General features: G+C 60.6%; 15 protein-coding genes. 3 read left to right on the top strand and 12 right to left on the bottom strand.

The window, feature by feature from the left end:
- Nucleotides 1-15 precede the first annotated feature (15 nt).
- The 8 genes from INT12_RS21695 to urtA form a co-directional block, all read right to left on the bottom strand.
- Nucleotides 16-1059 carry an aliphatic amidase gene (locus tag INT12_RS21695; protein WP_126586076.1) on the bottom strand — a complete coding sequence of 348 codons (1044 nt, stop codon included), beginning with the start codon at nucleotides 1057-1059 and terminating at the stop codon, nucleotides 16-18.
- A gap of 15 nt (nucleotides 1060-1074) precedes the next feature.
- Nucleotides 1075-1422 (bottom strand): FmdB family zinc ribbon protein, encoded by a 348-nt coding sequence (locus INT12_RS21690; protein WP_046383751.1) that lies wholly within the window; start codon nucleotides 1420-1422, stop codon nucleotides 1075-1077.
- A 2-nt stretch (nucleotides 1423-1424) separates the two neighbouring features.
- A complete protein-coding gene (fmdA, locus tag INT12_RS21685) occupies nucleotides 1425-2654 on the bottom strand; it encodes a formamidase (RefSeq protein ID WP_046383752.1) in 1230 nt (409 codons plus the stop codon).
- A gap of 1042 nt (nucleotides 2655-3696) precedes the next feature.
- A complete protein-coding gene (gene urtE, locus INT12_RS21680) occupies nucleotides 3697-4386 on the bottom strand; it encodes an urea ABC transporter ATP-binding subunit UrtE (protein WP_046383753.1) in 690 nt (229 codons plus the stop codon).
- A 10-nt stretch (nucleotides 4387-4396) separates the two neighbouring features.
- The gene (urtD, locus tag INT12_RS21675; protein ID WP_046383754.1) at nucleotides 4397-5155 is read right to left on the bottom strand and encodes an urea ABC transporter ATP-binding protein UrtD; all 759 of its coding nucleotides are present in this window, start codon (nucleotides 5153-5155) and stop codon (nucleotides 4397-4399) included.
- Entirely contained in the window at nucleotides 5152-6312 is a 1161-nt protein-coding gene (urtC, locus tag INT12_RS21670; protein ID WP_046383755.1) for an urea ABC transporter permease subunit UrtC, read from the bottom strand. Before urtC ends, urtD begins: the two co-directional genes overlap by 4 nt.
- Before the next feature lie 10 nt (nucleotides 6313-6322).
- Nucleotides 6323-7240, bottom strand: coding sequence for an urea ABC transporter permease subunit UrtB (gene urtB, locus INT12_RS21665; protein WP_010564283.1), 918 nt, complete (start codon nucleotides 7238-7240; stop codon nucleotides 6323-6325).
- Between the two features lie 169 nt (nucleotides 7241-7409).
- The gene (urtA, locus tag INT12_RS21660; protein WP_024074866.1) at nucleotides 7410-8618 is read right to left on the bottom strand and encodes an urea ABC transporter substrate-binding protein; all 1209 of its coding nucleotides are present in this window, start codon (nucleotides 8616-8618) and stop codon (nucleotides 7410-7412) included.
- Between the two features lie 312 nt (nucleotides 8619-8930).
- Between urtA and INT12_RS21655 the strand changes: the two genes are divergently transcribed.
- Nucleotides 8931-12308 (top strand): ATP-binding protein, encoded by a 3378-nt coding sequence (locus tag INT12_RS21655; protein ID WP_193040793.1) that lies wholly within the window; start codon nucleotides 8931-8933, stop codon nucleotides 12306-12308.
- A complete protein-coding gene (locus tag INT12_RS21650; protein WP_046383757.1) occupies nucleotides 12289-12987 on the top strand; it encodes a response regulator in 699 nt (232 codons plus the stop codon). The genes INT12_RS21655 and INT12_RS21650 overlap by 20 nt, the downstream gene beginning before the upstream one ends.
- Here INT12_RS21650 and INT12_RS21645 read toward each other — a convergent pair.
- Together INT12_RS21645 and INT12_RS21640 are read right to left on the bottom strand one after the other, a co-directional pair.
- Nucleotides 12984-14096, bottom strand: a complete 1113-nt coding sequence (locus tag INT12_RS21645) for an HD domain-containing phosphohydrolase (protein ID WP_079443613.1) — start codon at nucleotides 14094-14096, stop codon at nucleotides 12984-12986. The two genes, INT12_RS21650 and INT12_RS21645, sit on opposite strands and share 4 nt — an antisense overlap.
- On the bottom strand, nucleotides 14086-16947 hold the full coding sequence (locus INT12_RS21640) for an ATP-binding protein (protein ID WP_319017425.1): 2862 nt from the start codon (nucleotides 16945-16947) through the stop codon (nucleotides 14086-14088). The genes INT12_RS21645 and INT12_RS21640 overlap by 11 nt, the downstream gene beginning before the upstream one ends.
- A gap of 396 nt (nucleotides 16948-17343) precedes the next feature.
- Between INT12_RS21640 and INT12_RS21635 the strand changes: the two genes are divergently transcribed.
- A complete protein-coding gene (locus INT12_RS21635) occupies nucleotides 17344-18222 on the top strand; it encodes a GGDEF domain-containing protein (RefSeq protein WP_057004789.1) in 879 nt (292 codons plus the stop codon).
- A 130-nt stretch (nucleotides 18223-18352) separates the two neighbouring features.
- Here INT12_RS21635 and INT12_RS21630 read toward each other — a convergent pair whose 3' ends face one another.
- Nucleotides 18353-19264: a DMT family transporter gene (locus INT12_RS21630; RefSeq protein ID WP_102617900.1), complete on the bottom strand. Its 912-nt coding sequence runs from the start codon at nucleotides 19262-19264 to the stop codon at nucleotides 18353-18355.
- Nucleotides 19265-19524: 260 nt separating this feature from the next.
- Nucleotides 19525-20348: IclR family transcriptional regulator (locus INT12_RS21625; RefSeq protein WP_193059009.1), on the bottom strand; the 824-nt coding region annotated here is incomplete at its 5' end.

Below are 20348 nucleotides of genomic sequence, written 5' to 3'. Positions count from 1 at the left end.
TACCGAGCGTATGCCCTACCCCGCGGTTTTTCCGTGGCCGTCATGGGGCAATTGCCCGACCGGGCAGGCGGCGACGCCCACGGTGCCGCGGGTGATTTTCTCCACGTTCTCCTGGGCTTTTTGCGCATCGAGCACCCAGGTGCGGTAGAACTCGAACGGACAATCGGCCACGCCCTTGTCGCCATCGCCCGAGGCATGCATACCGGTGTAGCCGCGGTGCAGCAGCTTGAACAGGTGGTTCTGCGACTGATCATTGGCCCGCGCATCGCGGATCTGCGACACCGATAGCTGGGCGTACTGGATGCCCATCTCCTCTTCGCCGCATTCGCCTAGCGTGCGCCCGTCAAAACCGATGATCGCCGAGTGACCGAAGTACGAATACACACCATCGAACCCGGCGGCGTTGGCCACCGCCACGTAGCAGTTATTGGCCCAGGCCATACTCTTGGACATCAGCACCTGCTGCTCCTTGGCCGGGTACATGTAGCCCTGGCAGCGCACGATCAACTCGGCGCCCTTCATCGCGCAATCGCGCCAGATCTCCGGATAGTTGCCGTCATCGCAGATGATAAGGCTGATTTGCATGCCTTTGGGCCCATCGCAGACGTAGGTGCGGTCGCCCGGGTACCAGCCTTCGATGGGGCACCAGGGAATGCACTTGCGATAGCGCTGCACGATCTCGCCGAGGTTATTGATCAGCACCAGGGTGTTATAGGGCGCCTTGTGCGGATGCTCTTCGTGGCGCTCGCCAGTCAGGGAAAACACGCCCCAGGTATTGGCCTGGCGACACGCGGCGGAAAAGATGGCGGTCTCTTCGCCGGGGATGCTTGCGGCGGTGGCCATCATCTCGTCGCGGTCGTACATGATGCCCATGGTGCTGTATTCCGGGAACACCACCAGGTCCATGCCCGGCAGACCCTGCTTCATGCCGAGGATCATCTCGGCAATCTTCTTCGCGTTCTCGATGACCTCGGCCTTGCTGTGCAGGCGCGGCATCTTGTAGTTCACCACCGCGACACCGACGGTGTCCGGGCTGCTGGAAATATCGCCATGACGCATTGCAATGCTCCTGGTCTAGTGACTGATCATCCACGGCCGTGGACCGGTCTTGGTCTTGAGGCCCAGCGGGTTGGCCTTGCTCGGCAGCACCTTTTTGCTGGTGCCGCAGCAACTGCAACCGGCCGGGTGGCGACGGTTTTCCTGGTACTCGCCGACCGTTTGCGGCGCGTTGGCGCTGCGCTCGTTGCCGGCGATGGCCTTGCGCTGGTTGGTCGACAGCAGTTGCAAGGCCGGGGCCGACACCTGCAACGGCCCTCCCGGCCCGGCGCAGTACGGGCACTGGCTGGGTTCGTTGCGCTGGGCGATCGGCCGCAACATCGTGAACGTGCCGCACGCCTCGCAGGCGTATTCGTAGGTCGGCATGGCTACAGGTCCGGTGCGATGGGCAGGTCGACGCTGCCGTCGAGGAACTTGGTGGGACCGTTGGCGTTGGGGTTGATGTCGAACTCGAAGATTTCCGTAGGCAGCCACAAGGTCGCGCACGCATTCGGAATATCCACCACACCGCTGATATGCCCTTGTACCGGTGCCGAGCCAAGCAGCGCATAGCCCTGGGCCGGTGAGTAGCCGAACTTGGTCAGGTAGTTGATCGCATTCAGGCACGCCTGGCGGTAGGCGATGTTGACGTCCAGGTAATGCTGCTGGCCCTGCTCGTCGACCGAGATGCCTTCGAAGATCAGGTAATTCTTGTAGTTCGGCGTGATCGGGCTCGGCTTGAACACCGGGTTCTTGATCCCGTACTTGGCCATGCCGCCCTTGATCAGCTCGACCTTCATATGCACCCAGCCGGCCATTTCGATGGCGCCGCAAAAGGTGATTTCGCCGTCGCCCTGGCTGAAGTGCAAGTCGCCCACCGACAGCCCGGCGCCCTTGACATAGACCGGGAAGAAGATCTTCGAGCCGCGGGACAAATCCTTGATATCGCAGTTACCGCCATGCTCACGCGGCGGCACGGTGCGCGCGCCGGTGGCGGCGGCATCGTCGCGGGCCTGGCCCTTGAGCTTGCCCATGTGCGCCGTGGCGGCCAGCGGCGCGTTGGCCAGCGGCGGGACACGGGTCGGGTTGGTGTCGATCAGTTCCTGTTCGCGACGGTTCCAGTCGGCGAGCATCACCGGGTCCGGCAGGCAGCCGATCAGGCCAGGGTGGATCAGGCCGGCGAAGTTCACCCCTGGAATGTGCCGCGAGCTGGTGAACATGCCCTTGAAATCCCAGATCGCCTTTTGCGCACTGGGGAAGTGATCGGTGAGAAAGCCACCGCCGTTCTGCCGCGAGAAAAAGCCGTTGAAGCCCCACTGGGAATCGGCCTTGGCGCCGATGTCGAGCAGGTCCACCACCAGCAAATCGCCCGGCTCGGCGCCGTGTACACCCACCGGGCCGGACAGGTAATGCACGGTGGACAGGTCCACATCGCGCACATCGCTGGCGTCGTCGTTGTTCTTGATCGCGCCGGCGGTCCAGTCGTAGGTTTCGAGGATGAAGTCATCGCCCGGCTTGACCCAGCAGGCCATTGGGATATCTGGGTGCCAACGGTTGTGGATCTGCTCGTTTTCGGTGACGGGTTGGTTGAGGTCGACTTTGATCAGCGTTTCGGTCATGGACTGGCTCCTGGACGGATGGCTTGTGGCGTTGAAACCAGTCTCGTGGAGCGAGGTAAAACGGGAAATACGTTGGATGACGTATGGCTCTGCCAGAGAGTGAAACCCAAACAAAAATGTAGGAGCTGGCTTGCCAGCGAAGGTCGTTAACGATGACGCGCGTCGCCAGGATGAACGCGGCGCCTGGGCGTTTTTCGCCGGCAAGCCGGCTCCTACAGGGGGGTTCGCGGGTGCGCGTTTCTGTAGGAGCTGGCTTGCCAGCGAAGGTCGTTAACGATGACGCGCATCGCCAGGATGAACGCGGCGCCTGGGCGTTTTTCGCCGGCAAGCCGGCTCCTACAGGTCGGTTCGCAGCCCTGCGTTTCTGTAGGAGCTGGCTTGCCAGCGAAGGTCGTTAACGATGACGCACGTCGCCAGGATGAACGTAGCGCCTGGGCGTTTTTCGCCGGCAGGTTCGCAGGTGTGCTTTTCTGTAGGAGCTGGCTTGCCAGCGAAGGTCGCTAACGATGACGCACGTCGCCAGGATGAACGCAGCGCCTGGACGTTTTTCGCCGGCAGGTTCGCAGGTGCGCTTTTCTGTAGGAGCTGGCTTGCCAGCGAAGGTCGTTAACGATGACGCACGTCGCCAGGATGAACGCAGCGCCTGGGCGTTTTTCGCCGGCAAGCCGGCTCCTACAGGTGGGTTCGCAGGTGCGCGTTTCTGTAGGAGCTGGCTTGCCAGCGAAGGTCGTTAACGATGACGCGCGTCGCCAGGATGAACGCGGCGCATGGGCGTTTTTCGCCGGCAGGTTCGCAGGTGTGCTTTTCTGTAGGAGCTGGCTTGCCAGAGAAGGTCGTTAACGATGACGCACGTCGCCAGGATGAACGCGGTGCCCGGGCGTTTTTCGCCGGCAAGCCGGCTCCTACAGGTCGGTTCGCAGGTGCGCGTTTCTGTAGGAGCTGGCTTGCCAGCGAAGGTCGTTAACGATGACGCGCGTCGCCAGGATGAACGCGGCGCCTGGGCGTTTTTCGCCGGCAAGCCGGCTCCTACAATCGGTCGCTGCTAGACGGACAGGTAGCGGCTGATGGTTGCCTCGTCCACCCGGTCCCGGGTTTCTTCGATCACGAACCGGCCCTTTTCGATCACCAAAAAGCGGTCGGCGATTTCCAGGGTGAACGACAGCACCTGCTCCGAGACCACGATGGTCAGGTCCCTTAAGTTGCGAATCTCCTTCAGCGTGCGGGCGATGTCCTTGATGATCGACGGCTGGATGCCCTCCGTCGGTTCATCCAGCAGCAGCACCTTGGGGTTGGTCGCCAGCGCCCGCGCAATCGCCAACTGTTGCTGTTGCCCGCCGGACAGGTTGCCGCCCTTGCGCGACTGCATGTCGTAGAGCACCGGGAACAGCGCGTACAAATCCTCCGGCACCTTGCCCCGCGCCGAGGCAGGCAGGCCGGTCTGGATGTTTTCCAACACCGTCATGCTCGGAAAAATCATGCGGCCCTGGGGGACGTAGGCAATCCCGCGTTCAACCCGTTCATGGGTTTCCAGCGCCGACACATCGTGCCCGTCCACGCTGACCTGGCCTTTCCACTGCGGCAGGATGCCCATCAAGCTCTTGAACAACGTGGTCTTGCCCATGCCGTTACGGCCCATCACCGCGACGATCTCGCGCTTGGCCACGTTCAGGTCCAGGTCGTGGAGGATCTGGCTCTGCCCGTAGCCGCAGGACAACTGGTCGATCTTGAACATGCCGGACTCCTCAGTGGCCCAAATACACTTCGATGACTTTCGGATTACTTTGCACCGACTCCATGCTGCCCTCGGCGAGTACCTTGCCCTGGTGCAGCACCGTGACCTTGTGGGCGATGCTTTTGACAAACTCCATGTCGTGCTCGATCACCAGCACCGAGCGGCCCTGGCTGATGCGCTTGAGCAGCTCGGCGGTTTGCGCGCGTTCATTGACGCTCATGCCGGCCACCGGTTCGTCGAGCATCAGCAACTCGGGGTCCTGCATCAACAGCATGCCGATCTCCAGCCACTGCTTTTGCCCGTGGGACAGCAAGTCCGCCTGTTGTTGCAGCAAATCGCCAAGGAAGATCTCCCGCGCCACCTCCTCCACCCGTGCGATCACCTGGGCATTGCGCTTGAAAAACAGCGCGCCCCAGACCTTGCGCCCGGCCGGATAGGACATCTCGAGGTTCTCGAACACCGTGAGGTTTTCGTAGATCGACGGGTTCTGGAACTTGCGCCCGACCCCAGCGCGCACGATGTTGTACTCGCGCATCGTGGTCAGTTCCTGGCCGTCGAACTGGATGCTGCCGCTGGTGGCGCGGGTCTTGCCGCAGATCAGATCGAGCACCGTGGTCTTGCCGGCACCGTTGGGGCCGATGACCACGCGCACTTCATTGCGGTCGATATACAGGTTGAGGTTGTCGACCGCCTTGAAGCCGTCGAATGACACGGTCAGGCCCTCGATGGCCAGCACCGGTTTGTTCATTTCAAAGCCGACGGCGGTCATGGCTGGGTCTCCAGGATTTTGCTTTCAGTCTTGGGCTTGACCAGCGGCGCCACGGCTTGCACCGGAGGTTGACGGCGCAGCAGCCGGGCCAATGCCTGCCGACCATGGCTGTCCCACAAGCCGGCCAGGCCATTGGGGAAGTACATGACCACGGCGATGAACAGCCCGCCCATCAGGTACAGCCACAGCTCGGGAAAGGACTCGGAAAAGTAGGTTTTGCCATAGTTCACCAGCAGCGCACCATACACCGCGCCGAGCAGCGACATGCGCCCGCCCACGGCGGCAAAGATCACCATCTCGATCGACGGCACGATGCCCACGAACGACGGCGACATAAAGCCCACCTGCAACGCGAACATGGCCCCGCCAATCGCCGAGAACGCCGCGGCCACGCAGAACACGAAGATCTTGAAGCTGGCCACGTCATACCCGGAAAAGCGCACGCGCTCTTCCTTGTCGCGCATCGCCATCAACAACCGGCCAAGCTTGGACGCGAGGATGAAGCGGCCGATGAAGATGCAGCCGAACAGCAACCCGGCATTGATGAAGTACAGGATCAGCTTCGCGCTGTCGGTGCGCAGGTCCCAGCCGAGCAGGGTCTTGAGGTCGGTGATGCCATTGACGCCGCCGGTCAGCCCTTGCTGGCCGACGATCAGCACGGTGAGGATCAGCGCAATCGCCTGGGTCACGATGGAGAAATACACATCGCCCACGCGCCGCTTGAACAAGGCCATGCCGATAATGAATGCGAGCAGCACCGGCACCGCAATCACCGCCACCAAGGTAAAGCTGAAACTGTGAAACGGTTGCCACAACCAGGGCAGCTCGGTGATCTGGTTCCAATCCATGAAGTCCGGGATGCCCGGCGTGGACTGGATCTTGGTGCTTTCCGGGTCGGACGCTTCCAGCTTGAGGAACATCGCCATGCAGTAGCCGCCGACGCCGAAGAACACGCCCTGCCCCAGGCTGAGAATGCCGCCATAGCCCCAGCACAGCACCAGCCCCACCGCGACAAACGCGTAGGTCAGGTACTTGCCGACCATGTTCAGCCGGAACGCATCCAGGGTCAGGGGGAACACCACGAGAATCAGCAACGCCAGCAGCGCGATGCCGATCAGGTTTTGCTGGCCGCCCAGCAGCTTGTCTAAAGCCTTCATCTGCTCGCCTCTACTTGCGCACTTTGATGGAGAACAACCCTTGCGGGCGCAGCATCAGGATCAGAATCACCGAGGACAAGGTCAGCACCTTGGCCATCGAGCCACTGAGGAAAAACTCCGACAGCGATTGCGTCTGGGCGATCACGAACGCCGAGGCAATGGTGCCGAACAGGCTTTGCGCGCCGCCGAACACCACCACCAGAAAGGTGTCGACGATGTACTGCGAACCCGCCGTCGGCCCGGTGGAACCGATGGTGGTGAACGCCGCACCGGCCACCCCGGCCACGCCGCAACCGAGGGCGAAGGTCATGCGGTCGACCTTGCGCGTATTGATCCCGACCGCGCGGCTCATCAGGCGATTCTGCACCGTCGCACGCACCTGCAGGCCCCAACGCGAGCGGTACAGCATCAGGAAGATCGCCGCCGTCAGCAGCACGGTCAGGGCCATCATGAACAGGCCGTTACGCGGGATTTCAATCGCGTCGGTGAAGTTCACCGAGCCCATCAGCCAGGCCGGCGGCTCGGCGCTGACCTCCCGGGCGCCGAACACCGAGCGGAAGGTTTGCTGCATCACCAGGGACAGGCCCCAGGTTGCCAGCAAGGTATCCAGCGGCCGCTTGTACAAGCGGCTGATCATCGCCCATTCCACCAACCAGCCCACCGCGCCGGCAACGAGGAACGACAAGGCAATGGCGAAGAAGAAGTAATAGGGTTGAAAACTCGGCGCAAAGTGCGCGGTGAGGCTGGAACACACGTAGGTGGTGTAGGCGCCGATGGTCAGGAATTCTCCGTGGGCCATGTTGATCACGCCCATCTGGCCGAAAATGATCGCCAGCCCCAACGCCATCAGCAACAGCACGCAGAACACGGACAAACCGTTGAACCCCTGCATCGCCGCGATGGCTCCAAATTCCGATAGCCATTCCATGATGATGGTCTCCTGAGAGCGGGAGGTGATAGTTGGAATGCGATGTGCTTTTGCTCTATGTGGGAGGGGGCTTGCCCCCGATGGCGGTGGCTCAGTTATAGAGATGTCGACTGACACTCCGCTATCGGGGGCAAGCCCCCTCCCACATTTGAATCGGTGTGCTTGAAGGTTATTGGTAACCCTTTGGAAACGGATTCGGTTCGATCAGATCCGACTCGTAGATCACCTTGAACTGGCCGTTGGGCTGCACTTCACCGATGCGCGACTTGCTCCACAGGTGGTGGTTCTCGTGAATCTTCACGTAGCCTTCGGGCGCGGTTTTCAGTTCGATGCCCGGGGAGGCGGCGACGACTTTATCCACGTCGAAACTGCCGGCCTTCTCCACCGCCGCTTTCCACAGCCATGGGCCGAGGTAAGCCGCCTGGGTCACATCGCCGATCACCGCATCCTTGCCGTACTTGGCCTTGAAGGCTTCGACGAAGGCTTTGTTGTTCGGGTTGTCCAGGCTCTGGAAGTACTTCATCGAGGCATAGAAGCCGGCCATGTTTTCGCCGCCGATGCCGAGCAGTTCGTCTTCGGTCACCGACAGGGTCAACAGGGTTTGCTTGGACGCATTCACGCCCGCCGCGTTGAGCTGTTTGTAGAACGCCACGTTGGAACCGCCCACCACAGCGGCGAAGACCACGTCAGGCTTTTTCAGCTTGACCTTGTTGATCAGCGAACCGAACTGGGTGTTGCCCAGCGGGTAGTAGTCTTCGCCGACCACGGTGCCGTGCAGTACGTTTTCAATGTGCTTGCGCGCGATCTTCATCGACGTGCGCGGCCAGATGTAATCGGAGCCGACCAGGTAGAAGGTCTTGGCGCCTTTGGTCTTGGCGATCCAATCCAGGCTGGCGAGGATCTGTTGGGTGGCTTCCTGCCCGGTGTAGATCACGTTTTTCGACTGTTCCAGGCCTTCGTAGAAGGTCGGGTAGTAGAGCAGGCCGTTTTCTTTCTCGAAGATCGGCAGCACGGCTTTACGCGAGGCCGAGGTCCAGCAGCCGAACACGGCGGCGACTTTGTCGTTGACCAACAGCTTCTTGGCCTTTTCGGCGAAGGTCGGCCAGTCGGAGGCGCCGTCCTCCTGGATCACTTTGATCTGGCGTCCCAGAATCCCGCCCGAGGCGTTGATTTGCTCGATGGCCAGGCGTTCGGCCTGGATCGAGCCGGTCTCGGAGATAGCCATGGTGCCGGTGGCCGAGTGCAACTGGCCGACGGTGACTTCGGTCGGCGTCACGGCCAGGCCTTCGTTGTCGGCCAGCACGCCCTGGCTGAACAGCGCGGCCGCCAGCAACGACAGGGCCAACAACGGTTTGGAGCGGATCAATCGTGGTTCCATGGGGCGACTCCTCTGCAATGAGGGCTCCAGCATGGCGGCACCAGGCCAGCGCGGGTATACGCAGCCTGACGTAACGCAGTACGTCATTTGACGTATGCCGTTGCGCACCAATGCAGGGCAGGATCGCGTCCGCCCAGCCACCGCTGACCCATGTGGGAGGGAGCTTGCTCCCGATGGCGGTGGGTCAGTCAACTGATTGGCGACTGACACAGCGTCATCGGGAGCAAGCTCCCTCCCACATTTGGATATCAGCGCAGTCGAGGGCATGGAACTTGCTCACTCCCTTCGTCCACCCTGCGGAGCCTCACCATCGTGCAATCCCCTCCCGGCACCCAGCGCATCGTCAAGATCCGCCGCGACTACAACTCCTGGGTCGCCGACGAGACCATGGAAGACTACGCCCTGCGCTACACCCCCAAATCCTTTCGCAAGTGGTCGGAGCTGCGCATCGCCAACACCGCCCTGGGCGCGGTGTCGTTCCTGGCGCTGGAGGCGATCGGCGGCGTCTTGGTGCTGAGTTACGGCTTCACCAACACCTTCTGGGCGATCCTGGCCATCAGCCTGGTGATCTTCCTCACCGGCCTGCCCATCAGCTATTACGCCGCCCGCTATGGCGTGGACATGGACTTGCTGACCCGTGGCGCCGGCTTCGGCTATATCGGTTCGACCATCACCTCGCTGATCTACGCCAGCTTCACCTTCCTGTTCTTCGCCCTGGAAGCGGCGATCATGGCGCTGGCACTGGAGTTGTATTTTCATATCCCGCTGGCCTTCGCCTATGTGATCTGCTCGCTGCTGGTGATTCCGCTGGTGGCCTACGGCGTCACGCTGATCAGTCGCCTGCAACTGTGGACCCAACCGCTGTGGCTGTTTTTGCTGGTGTTGCCGTATGGTTTCGTGTGGTGGAAAAACCCCGACGCGTTCAGCGACTGGACCAGCTTTGTCGGGCGCAGCGGCGACGGCGGCGGTTTCAACCTGCTGGCGTTCTGCGCCGCCTGTACCGTGGCGCTGTCGCTGGTGACGCAGATCGGCGAGCAAGTGGACTACCTGCGCTTTCTCCCGGAAAAGACCGCCGCCAACCGCAAGCGCTGGTGGGCCGCCCTGCTCTGCTCCGGCCCCGGCTGGATTATCCCCGGCGCGTTGAAGATGTTTGGCGGCGCGTTCCTGGCGTTCCTTGCCCTGCAACATGAAATCCCCATGGAACGCGCCGCCGAGCCGACCCAGATGTACCTGGTCGCCTTCCGTTATGTGTTCAGCTCGCCGGAGTGGGCCCTCGGCGCCATGGTGTTGTTCGTGTTCATCTCGCAGATGAAGATCAACCTGACCAACGCCTACGCCGGCTCCCTGGCCTGGTCGAACTTCTTCGCCCGCGTCACCCACAGTCACCCCGGGCGCGTGGTGTGGCTGGTGTTCAACGTGGCCATTGCGTTGATGTTGATGGAGCTGGGCGTGTTCGATGTGATCGATCAGGTGCTGGGGCTGTACGCGAATATTGCGATTGCCTGGATCGGTACATTGGTCGCCGACCTGGTGATCAACAAGCCCCTGGGACTGTCGCCCAAACACATCGAGTTCAAGCGCGCGCACCTCTACGACATCAATCCGGTGGGTGTCGGCTCGATGCTGATTGCCTCGCTGCTGTCGATCCTCGCCCACTTCGGCCTGTTTGGCGCCCTGGCCCAGGCCGCGCCGCCCTTTGTCGCCCTCGGCACGGCGCTGGTGATGGCGCCGCTGTTGGCCTGGATGACCCAGGGCAAGTACTACATCGCACGCACCAGCGACGCCCAGTTGATTCACCCAGTGGCACCCGCCACCCATGCGGTCTGCGGGCTGTGCAGCAACCCGTTCGAGACGGCGGACATGGCGTTCTGCCCGGCCTACAGCACGCCCATCTGTTCGTTGTGTTGCTCGTTGGATGCGCGCTGCGGCGACCGTTGCAAACCCCATGCGCGGCTGGTCAGCCAGTTCGAAGGCGTGCTGCGCCGGTTGCTGCCCAACAGCCTGATGCCGCGCCTGCATACGCGGCTGGCCCATTACCTGGGGCTGTTATCGGTGCTGGTGCTGCTGCTCGCCGGCGCCCTGGCCTTGATCTACGTGCAGGCGGCCCAGGGTTTGCCGCATTCCGAGACCTTGTACCAGGCGTTCTTCAAAGCGTTCCTGACCCTGTCGGTGCTGGCCGCCGTGCTCGCCTGGTGGGTGGTGCTGACCCGCGAAAGCCGCCGCGTCGCCCAGCAGGAATCCGACCGTCAGACCCTGCTGCTGATGCAGGAAATCGACGCCCACAGCCTCACCGACCAGGCCCTGCAACAGGCCAAGGAAGCCTCGGAAGCCGCCAACGCCGCCAAGAGCCGCTACGTCACCGGGCTGTCCCACGAGCTGCGCACACCGCTGAACAGCATCCTCGGTTTCACCCAGATCCTGCAGCGCGACAGCGCCATGCCCGAGCAGCACCAGGACGCGCTGGCGACCATCCTGCGCAGCGGCTCGCACTTGCTGTCATTGATCGACGGCCTGCTCGACGTGGCCAAGATCGAGGCCGGCAAGCTACGCCTGGAACTCACCGAAATCCCCTTCCCCGAACTGATCCACGACCTGGAGCAGATGTTCACCCCCCAAGCCCAGGACAAGGGCCTGCGCTTTCGCCTGGACTGCGTCGGCAAGATCCCCGCCGTGGTGCGCGGTGATGAAAAACGCGTGCGCCAGATCCTGATCAACCTGCTCGGCAATGCGGTGAACTTCACCGACAGCGGCGAAGTGTGCCTGCGGGTCAGCTACATGCGCGAGACCGCCAACTTTGAAATCATCGACACCGGCATCGGCATCGACCCCGGGCAGATCGAGCGGATCTTCCAGCCGTTCGAGCGCGGCGACCTGATGCGCCAGGACAAAGGCGTAGGCCTGGGGCTGACCATCACACGCATGCTCACCGCGCTGATGGGCGGCGAGCTACGCGTTACCAGCGAGCTGGACAAGGGCACCTGTTTCCAGGTGCGCCTGTTCCTGTCCCAGGTACGCGCGCCGCAGGCGGTGGTGCATGTGGAACACGACATCATCGGCTACCAGGGCGCACGCCGGCGCATTCTGGTGGTGGACGACCATGTGGACCACCGCAAGGTGCTCAGCGGCATGCTCACACCTCTGGGCTTTGAGGTGATCCAGGCGAGCAACGGCCAGGATGCGATTCGCCAGGTCGCGCTGCTGACGCCCGACCTGATCCTGATGGACCTGTCGATGCCGACCCTGGACGGCCTGGAAACCAGCCGGCTGATCCGCCGCAATGCGCTGTCCACCGCGCCGATCATCGTGATCTCGGCCAACGCCTTTACCGACGACCGCGAGCGCAGCATCGCCGCCGCCTGCAACGACTACCTGGCCAAGCCGGTGCGTACCCCGGAACTGCTCGGACGCCTGCAACAACACCTCGGCCTGCAATGGCTGCGGCGCACCAAAACCTTCGTCGCACCGCCACCACCCAGCGTGCTGCCGAGCGCCGACGACCTCGCCGTGCTCGCCGAACTCAGCGCGATCGGCTACGTGCGGGGCCTGCACGAAAAACTCGACACGATCCTCGAACGCCGCCCGGACGCCGCACCGTTCATCAGCAAAGTGCGCGGGTTGCTCAAGGGTTTCCGCCTGGATGAACTCAACCGAACCCTCAAGGAGGCCGAAGATGAATGTACTCACCCGTAGCACTGAACCCGGCGTGGTACTGATCGTCGACGACACCCCGGACAACCTGGCCATGCTCTCCGACGCCCTCGACGACGCCGGCTACATGGTGCTGGTGGCGCTCGACGGGCTCAGCGCGCTGAACCGCGTGCAACGCCGGCGCCCGGACCTGATCCTGCTGGACGCGATGATGCCGGGCCTGGACGGTTTCGAGACCTGCCGCCGGCTCAAGGCGTTACCTGCCAGCGCGGACATCCCGGTGGTGTTCATGACCGGGCTGACCGACAGCAAGCATGTGGTGCAAGGCTTTGAAGTGGGCGGCAGCGACTACGTGACCAAGCCGATCCAGACCGACGAGGTGCTGGCGCGCGTGGCGGCGCATTTACGCACCTCGCGCATCCTGCTGTCGGCGCGGGCGGCGACGCAACCGAGTGTGTTGACCCTGGAGGATGAGCCGGCGCACAAGCTGTTGTCGGCACGCTTTCAACTGACCGAGCGCGAGGTCGAGGTGCTGCGCTGGGTGGCGTGCGGCAAGACCAATCGGGACATCGGCGATATCTTGGGGCTGAGCCCGCGGACGGTGAACAAACACCTGGAACATGTGTATGTGAAGTTGGGGGTGGAGACGCGCACGGCGGCGACGTCGGTGGCCTTGGCCGCGATGAGCCCGAGCCGGGCGCCCATGTTGGCGACGCTTTAATGTGGGGGCTGGCCAGTGCCCGCATCGGCTTGTCGTTGCTTGTGTACGCCAGCCAGTTCGGCGTCATCCTCGATGAGTTGTTCAACCGGGCCGAAACAGCGGCGCATCACCGTCACCAGCTCCGGATCAAAATGCACGCCCGATTGTTCAAGAATATAGGCCTGCGCCCGTTCAGGGCTCCAGGCCCGCTTATAGGGACGTTCCATACGCAACGCGTCATAGACATCACACAACGCGACAATCCTTGCCGACAGCGGAATGTCCTTTCCGGCAAGCCCTTGCGGATAGCCGCTGCCGTCCCATTTTTCATGGTGACCATAGGCAATGTCCGCGGCCATATCGGTCAGGTCCGTGGCGTGTGCATCTTGCAGGATTGCATGGCCGATGCGCGGATGCTCCATCATCTGCTGGCGTTCCGGCACGGTTAATGGGCCTTCCTTGTGCAAGATCCGATCAGGAATGCCGATTTTCCCCAAGTCATGCATCGGCGCCGCCAATCGAATCAGCTCGCACCACCTCTGCGGCATACCGATTGCTTCGGCCATCAAGGCCGCGGTTTCGCCAATGCGCAATACATGGGCGCCCGTTTCATCATCGCGATAGCAGGCCGCGCGACTCAATGCGCGGATCATGGCGCAATAACTTTCCTGCAACTGAGCGGTGCGCTCAAACACCCTTTGCTCCAACTCGCTGTTCAGGTCTTGCAGTTGGCGGGTGGCATGGGACAAGCGCAGAGCGTTGCGTATGCGCAATAGCAGCTCAGGCAAATCCAACGGTTTGGTCAGATAATCGTTGGCCCCCAGTTCAAGGCCGAGACGCCGGCTTTGCGGCTCGCTCAATGCCGTCAAGATAATCACGGGAGACCTTGAGCGATTGCGATCGCTGAGTTGGCGCAGAATCTCAAACCCATCGGGCGCGGGCATATCCAGATCCAATAGCAGCAGATCCCACGGTTGCTCTTTGAGCCAAACCAGCCCGCTGGCCGAGTCGGCGAAACTCAAGACGTTGCGCAAACCAAAGGCTTTCAGGCTGGACTCCAGCAAGCGCAGGTTCGCAGCCACGTCATCGATAATCACAATTCGGGTATCGGCGGGGATATCACTGAACATTCGGTTTCTCCACTTGCATCATCGCGCGTATGAGTTCGCGTAGCTCATTGGGTTCCAGCGGTTGTTTAAGCACTGCTTGAAACTCACACCCCAACGTCGCGAGCAGGTGTGGTGATGTACACAGCAGAATAAGAAGGATTTGATCGCCACCTGGCAAACGTCGTAACCGCGACAGCGCATCGATCAAGTCATTTCCCAGTAAGTCACAGTCAATCAGCATGACGTCCGGCGCCGTGTCGCGCCGTACCTGCTCCAGACACTGCGCAAGCGTTCCGTGGCGCAGTTCCACCATGCCCGTCAACGTGTCTTCAAGACAGCGCAGCGTCTTGTCGTCCTGCCCCACGAAACACAGCGAGAGCAAGCGCTTGTGGACCTTGGGTGCCGCGATGCCTTGGGGCAGATCGACCCAAAAGCGACTGCCGACGCCCGTTTCGCTGATGAGCCCCATGCTGCCGTTCATCAACGTGGCGAGTTCTCGGCACAACGCAAGGCCGATACCGGTGCCTTGGATCGCGGTGTTTTCCTGGCCCAAACGCTGGAACGGCTCGAACAACGCGCCTTGCAGGGCCGCGGAAATACCTGCGCCGCCATCTTCGACAAACACCCGCACGCGCCCCTTGTCATGGAGTTCAGCCCCCATGAACAAGCGACCGTGAGGACGGTTGTACTTGATGGCGTTGGACAGCAGGTTCAGCAGGATCTGGCGCAGGCGTCTGGCATCGGCCAGCACACTCAGCGCGGGGCTCGTCGACTGCAACTCAAGGTCAAGACCCGCAGCCTTGGCCTGGGAACGGACCATTTCGGCACATTCGCGCATCAGTCCGTCGACCTCCAGGACACGCATCTGCAAGCGCGGCGCCTCCGCCTGCAGGCTCGACCAGTCGAGCAAATCGTCGACCAGGTGAGCCAGGTGCTGGCTGGCGCCCAGGATCTCATCAAGGGATTTGGCCTCCTCCTGCCCATCGGCCACTTGCAGGCGCAATAACTGGGCGAATCCATGAATCGAATTCAGCGGTGTGCGTAATTCGTGGCTCATGCTGGAGATAAAACGCGACTTCGCCTTGCTCGCCCCTTGCGCTTCAAGGGTACGGCGACGCAGATCCTCTTCAACCTGTTTAAGCGTGTCGATATCGACAAACGTACCCGCGGATAAACGCATGCGCGCATCGGGAGACTCGATCAGGCGTCCACGGCACAAAAACCAGATTGGCGAGCCATCGGGCCGCAATAAACGTAACTCCAGGTCGATCACCGACGCGGTGCCGGTGCGCAACGCGTTGAGCGCCTGATCAAGCGCCTGCACATCTTCGGGGTCGACGTGATCGTAAAAACAGAAGCGCTCCAGTTGGCACGCCGGCACCCCGAAACGCGTGCAGAACGCTTCGCTCAACGACAGGCGATCAGTATCCAGGCGGTATTCCCAGAGCCCGGCGGTGATGCTTTCAACGACAAGATTGAGGCGGTTCTGCGCCGCGTTGCGCCGTGCTTCACTGGATGACAGTTGGGCGCCCATTGACAGCACGTTGCCCGCCATTTCATCCAGCTCACGAATGCTCGAACGCGCGCGCTGCGGGAGCCACTGGCCGTTGCCAATTTGCTGCAGCATGTCTCTGATATCGCGGATCGGCCGCCGCAGGCTATGGCTCAATTTGCGCGCACGAATCCACATGTAACTGAAGAACGCGAGGTAAAACATCACCAGGCCGGCAATCATCAAATAGCCGATGTTGCGGTAATGGAGCGCCAAGCTGTTCGTGGCCGCCATGACGTCTTCTTCATCGGCGACCGCCAGCAATCGCCAGCCCGCCGGCTTCACTTCGGCCCATGCGACCAGATGGGAGCGCCCGTTGAGCACGATTTCGGCGCTGCCACGACTATTGCGCGCGACAGCGGCCGCCAACTCCCGAGGGTCCACCGCATCGATCAGATTTGAACCCGCAAGGTTGACCGCGCCTTCATTCGTGGCCTTTGCCCCCGAACCACTCCAGTTGCCTTTTTCAAAGTCATGTTCGGCTTCGGGCGGTAACACCATGATCTTCATGTCCGCGCCGACGAGCATCAAGTACCCGCCCCACGGCACCTTAAGCGTGGAAATTTCTTTCAGCAGATCGCCCACGGTGATATCCAGCCCGACCACGCCTTCGAGAAAGTTGCGCTCATAAACAGGCGCGATCGCGGACATCATCAAGCCATGACCCGCCGGGTCGAGGTAGACGTCAGTCCAGCGAACCCCTCGCTGCGGGTTATGTTCGGCATCGGCCAGATAATAAAAGTTATAACCGGGTATCTGCATATCATGCGGATATTGTTCATCGGCACGAATCCACGGATAAATCCGGTTGTAACTGTCCCACGTATTGAAATAGACACTGGCGACCATCGCTTCATGATCTTTGATCGCACGCATCAATGGGTCGAGGCTGGACAACTTCTGCACTTTACCCAGGTTCTGTTGCGCGACAGGTGTGACCGACGAGTAGAACGACGCCGCTCCGCCCAGGTCTTTTCCACTGTAAAGAGCCCCATCGGCAGAAGTGCTTAATGTTTCACTCAAGGGTGTTGAGGCGGCACGCAGTGAGTTGGCCGTCATATCCGCAAATAGCTGAGTGACATCGGCGATGTGGGTTAATTGATCTTGGATGATTCGGGTGTTTTGGTCGGCAGTTGCGCCAAGGCTTTCAATTGCACTGCGTTCCAAATAATCGAGTTGCGATACACGGATCGCCTGATTGGTCAGCAGGTAACAAGCAATCAGAATCGTCTCCACCAGGACCAACGGGATTAATGCACTCTGCATGAACGCCCGCCAGATCCACTGACGCAAGCCTATTTGAGAAGAGCTTTCATTCACTACCAGCACTCCTGCAAATGGCATCAGCCTGTTATTTGAATAGTGGCAATACGATGTCAAAAAAACGATAGCTCATTCGGTGAAACGTTTCCATACTTTTTATGAGGGCAATCATTGAAAATGACTGGAGCGCTGTACTGCGCGCCGCAAGCGAAATGGAAGAATCAAGCGCGGCGGTCAATCGTCTGCTGACTGGGCTTGGCTCGCATCAAGGCGGATAAATCCAGGGCAAACAGCTTCCGCGTTTAGGCAGACACCATCGCACCAAGCAAGAGTGGCATGAGGTCGTATTCGCCTGGCATACGTGCTCCCATACTTGCCGGTAAGATTACTCGCCGCTGGCCTTATCGATCAGGCTATGATCGCGCTCTATGAATCGGATATCCCCCATGACTTATGGCCGTTGACCTACAAGCGCTCTACCCCAAACTGATCCATCTGATGTTGGATACAGTGTTTGTGGTTGATAGAGACGACCACATTGTTTTTGTGAGTGATGCCTGTGAGGCCCTGCTGGGTTACCGTCCTGACGAGCTGAACGGCACCCCTATCACCCGCTATATGCATCCTGAAGACCTGGCTAGCACACGGGACTCGATTGCCCGCGTCATGAATGGTCAATTCCACTTCGATTTCCGCAACCGTTACATCCGCAAGGACGGAGGCGTCGTGTACATCCTGTGGGCGGCATTCTGGTCGGAAGAGGTTGGTGCAAGGATTGGCGTCGCACGCAACGTGACGGCTTTGACTCAGGCCGAGGAGGAGTTACGTTTCCTCGCGCATCATGATCCGCTGACAAAACTAACCAACCGCTCGATTTTCAGTGATCGACTGAAATCTGCCCTGCACGTCGCGCACCGTCACAATAGTCAGTTGGCTTTGCTGTTTCTGGATATCAATGACTTCAAGAGTATCAATGACGTCCATGGCCACGCCGCGGGGGATCGTATTCTTTGCATGATTGCTCGACGTCTAGAAAGCTGCATACGTGAGACGGATACCGTGGCCCGGATGGGCGGCGATGAATTTACGGTGCTGTTGACCGATATCCAGTCGAGAGACGCCATTTCCAAGAAGTTAGAACAGATTCACGACGTCATGGCTGCGCCACTACCGCCTGAATTCGGCGCACTCAAGATGCCGTCGTGCAGTATCGGCGTTGCCTATTATCCCGAGGACGGCAAGGATGCCGACACACTGCTCACCTACTCGGATAATGAAATGTACCGGATGAAAAGGCATCGTTTTTTAGACAATAAAGAGCCCGGTACATAAGTCAAACTCAAGAAGTGCGTCCGCCCGGCCAAGTCATCCAGCGGACGGCGCGAAACCAAGACATGGTATTCACTTACGTGGTCACCCGCCCATCAGATGAGAAATCGTTGAGGGCAGTTGAGTGGTTGGATCAATCCGAGGCGGGTGCGGGTTCTTGCTTCGGTTTGCTCTTGCTGAGAACGAACCACACCGCTAAACAAATAAGCCCGCCGCCGTACAAATGTGCGGCCGAAAGACGTTCACCAAGGAACATCACACCCCACAGTACGCCAAAGGGAGGGATAAGGAAGGTCACGGTCAGCGAACGCACCGGCCCGATATCCGCGATCAGGCGGAAATACAGAATGTACGCACACGCGGTGCAGATGAAACCCAGCGCAACCAGTGCTATCCAAACCTGCGGGTTACCCCAGGTCGTCGGTGGGTTTATCGCGGTTGAGATTCCGAAGAACGGCACGAGAAACAGCGTCGCGCCAATCTGACTGCCAAAAGCTACGAGTTTCGCGTCCAGCCCCCCCTTGTCAGCTACCCATCGTTTAGCCAGAAATCCGGCTGCGCCGTAACAACTGGTGGCGACTAAACACGCCAGCGCGCCCATGACCACGCTCATTGAAAGTGTGACGGGGCCGGTGCTGGTCAGCAACGTAATGCCCATAATCCCGATCAACACGCCGGCAGCTTTTTTCAGTGTCAACGGATCGTTGAAACACATCCAACCGATCAAGACGCCCATCATCGGTGTGGTCGCATTGAAAATGGCTGAATAGCCGGCAGGTAACAGCAGTGCCGCCACGCTATACATCAAAAATGGGATGCCCGAATTGATAACACCCAACACCATGATCTGCCGGAGCTTGCCGTTGAAGTCGACGCTAGTGTTTAAAATGGCAAGAATGACGGCCAAGCCAATGGCCCCCAACAACACGCGGAAAAATGCCGTCGGCAATGCGCCCAGAACAGGAGCCGAGATACGCATGAAGAGAAAACTGGCGCCCCAGATCGCCGCCAGCGCAAGTAGTCGAACATAATCGGATAATTTCATGGGTTGCCTTCGGCGCTGTTCGTTAACTAAAAAGATGACTCGAGAGTTGCATCGCTGATGTCGGGCAATCCAAAAAGTTGTTGGCGTGGTTAAGGGGAAAAGAGCAGCTATACGGAAGCCATGGTGGACGCCTCTAAGTTTGGAGTCTCACCGTAAGGGTGTTCGAAATGTACCCGCACTCCGATTCTTGCTGCCGAAAACGGATGTGCGGCAAGGGGCTTGGACGCTACGCTCTGGAGCTGGCGCGCAATCTGGATGACCTACCCACCAAAGGTCTGTGAGGGCCGGCGCAGCGTCGGATCAAACGGATTGATCCGGGGCCCGATCGCCGCTGCTTCGCGCTTGAGCAACTCCACCACCATCGGCAAGCGACTCGGCCCCAATCGGTCGCTGATGGTCGCCACGCTCAATGCTGCCACCGCGTGGCCGTCCCGGTTCAGGATCGGCACCGCCAATCCCGCCATGCCTTCCAGCACACCGGTATTGCGCGCCGCATAACCCAGATTGCGCACGTTCTCCACTTCCGAACGCAACAGCACCTCGTCATACAGGTGAAAATCCTTGAGCCTTGGCAAGTTGTAGCGGATCACCGTCTCGCGCTCTTCCTCCGGCAAAAAGGCCAGGATCGCCAGGCTGCCCTGCCCCACGCCCAATGCCACGCGCCCGCCGATATCACCCGTGAAAGTACGAATCGGGTACGGGCCTTCGCTGCGGTCCAGGCAGATCGCATCAAAGCCGCTGCGCGCCAGCAAAAACAATGAATCCCCCAGGGACGCACTGAGGCGCAGCATGCTCGGCCTTACCAGGTCGCGCAGGTTGCCGGTCTTGCCCGCGTTCGCCGCCAGAGCGAAGAACTCCAGGCTCAGGCGATAGCGTTTGCTGCGCGCGTCCTGCTCGACCATACCTTCATCTATCAGGCTGCGCAGCAGGCGGTGGGTGGTGGGTTGGGACAGGCCGACCTGTTGTGCGAGCTGGGTCACGCGTTCGCCGCCGTCGGGCACGCCGCCCAAGGTACGCAGCAATGCGAACAAGCGAGACACGCCGCCCGCCCCCACTTCCTTGGTATTTTCATTCCGCTCAGTAG

The sequence above is a fragment of the Pseudomonas sp. K8 genome (genome assembly GCF_014889455.1).
Classification (GTDB): domain Bacteria; phylum Pseudomonadota; class Gammaproteobacteria; order Pseudomonadales; family Pseudomonadaceae; genus Aquipseudomonas; species Aquipseudomonas veronii.
The sequence above is the reverse complement of the archived record's forward strand: the minus strand, read 5'-3'. Positions and strand labels throughout refer to the sequence as shown.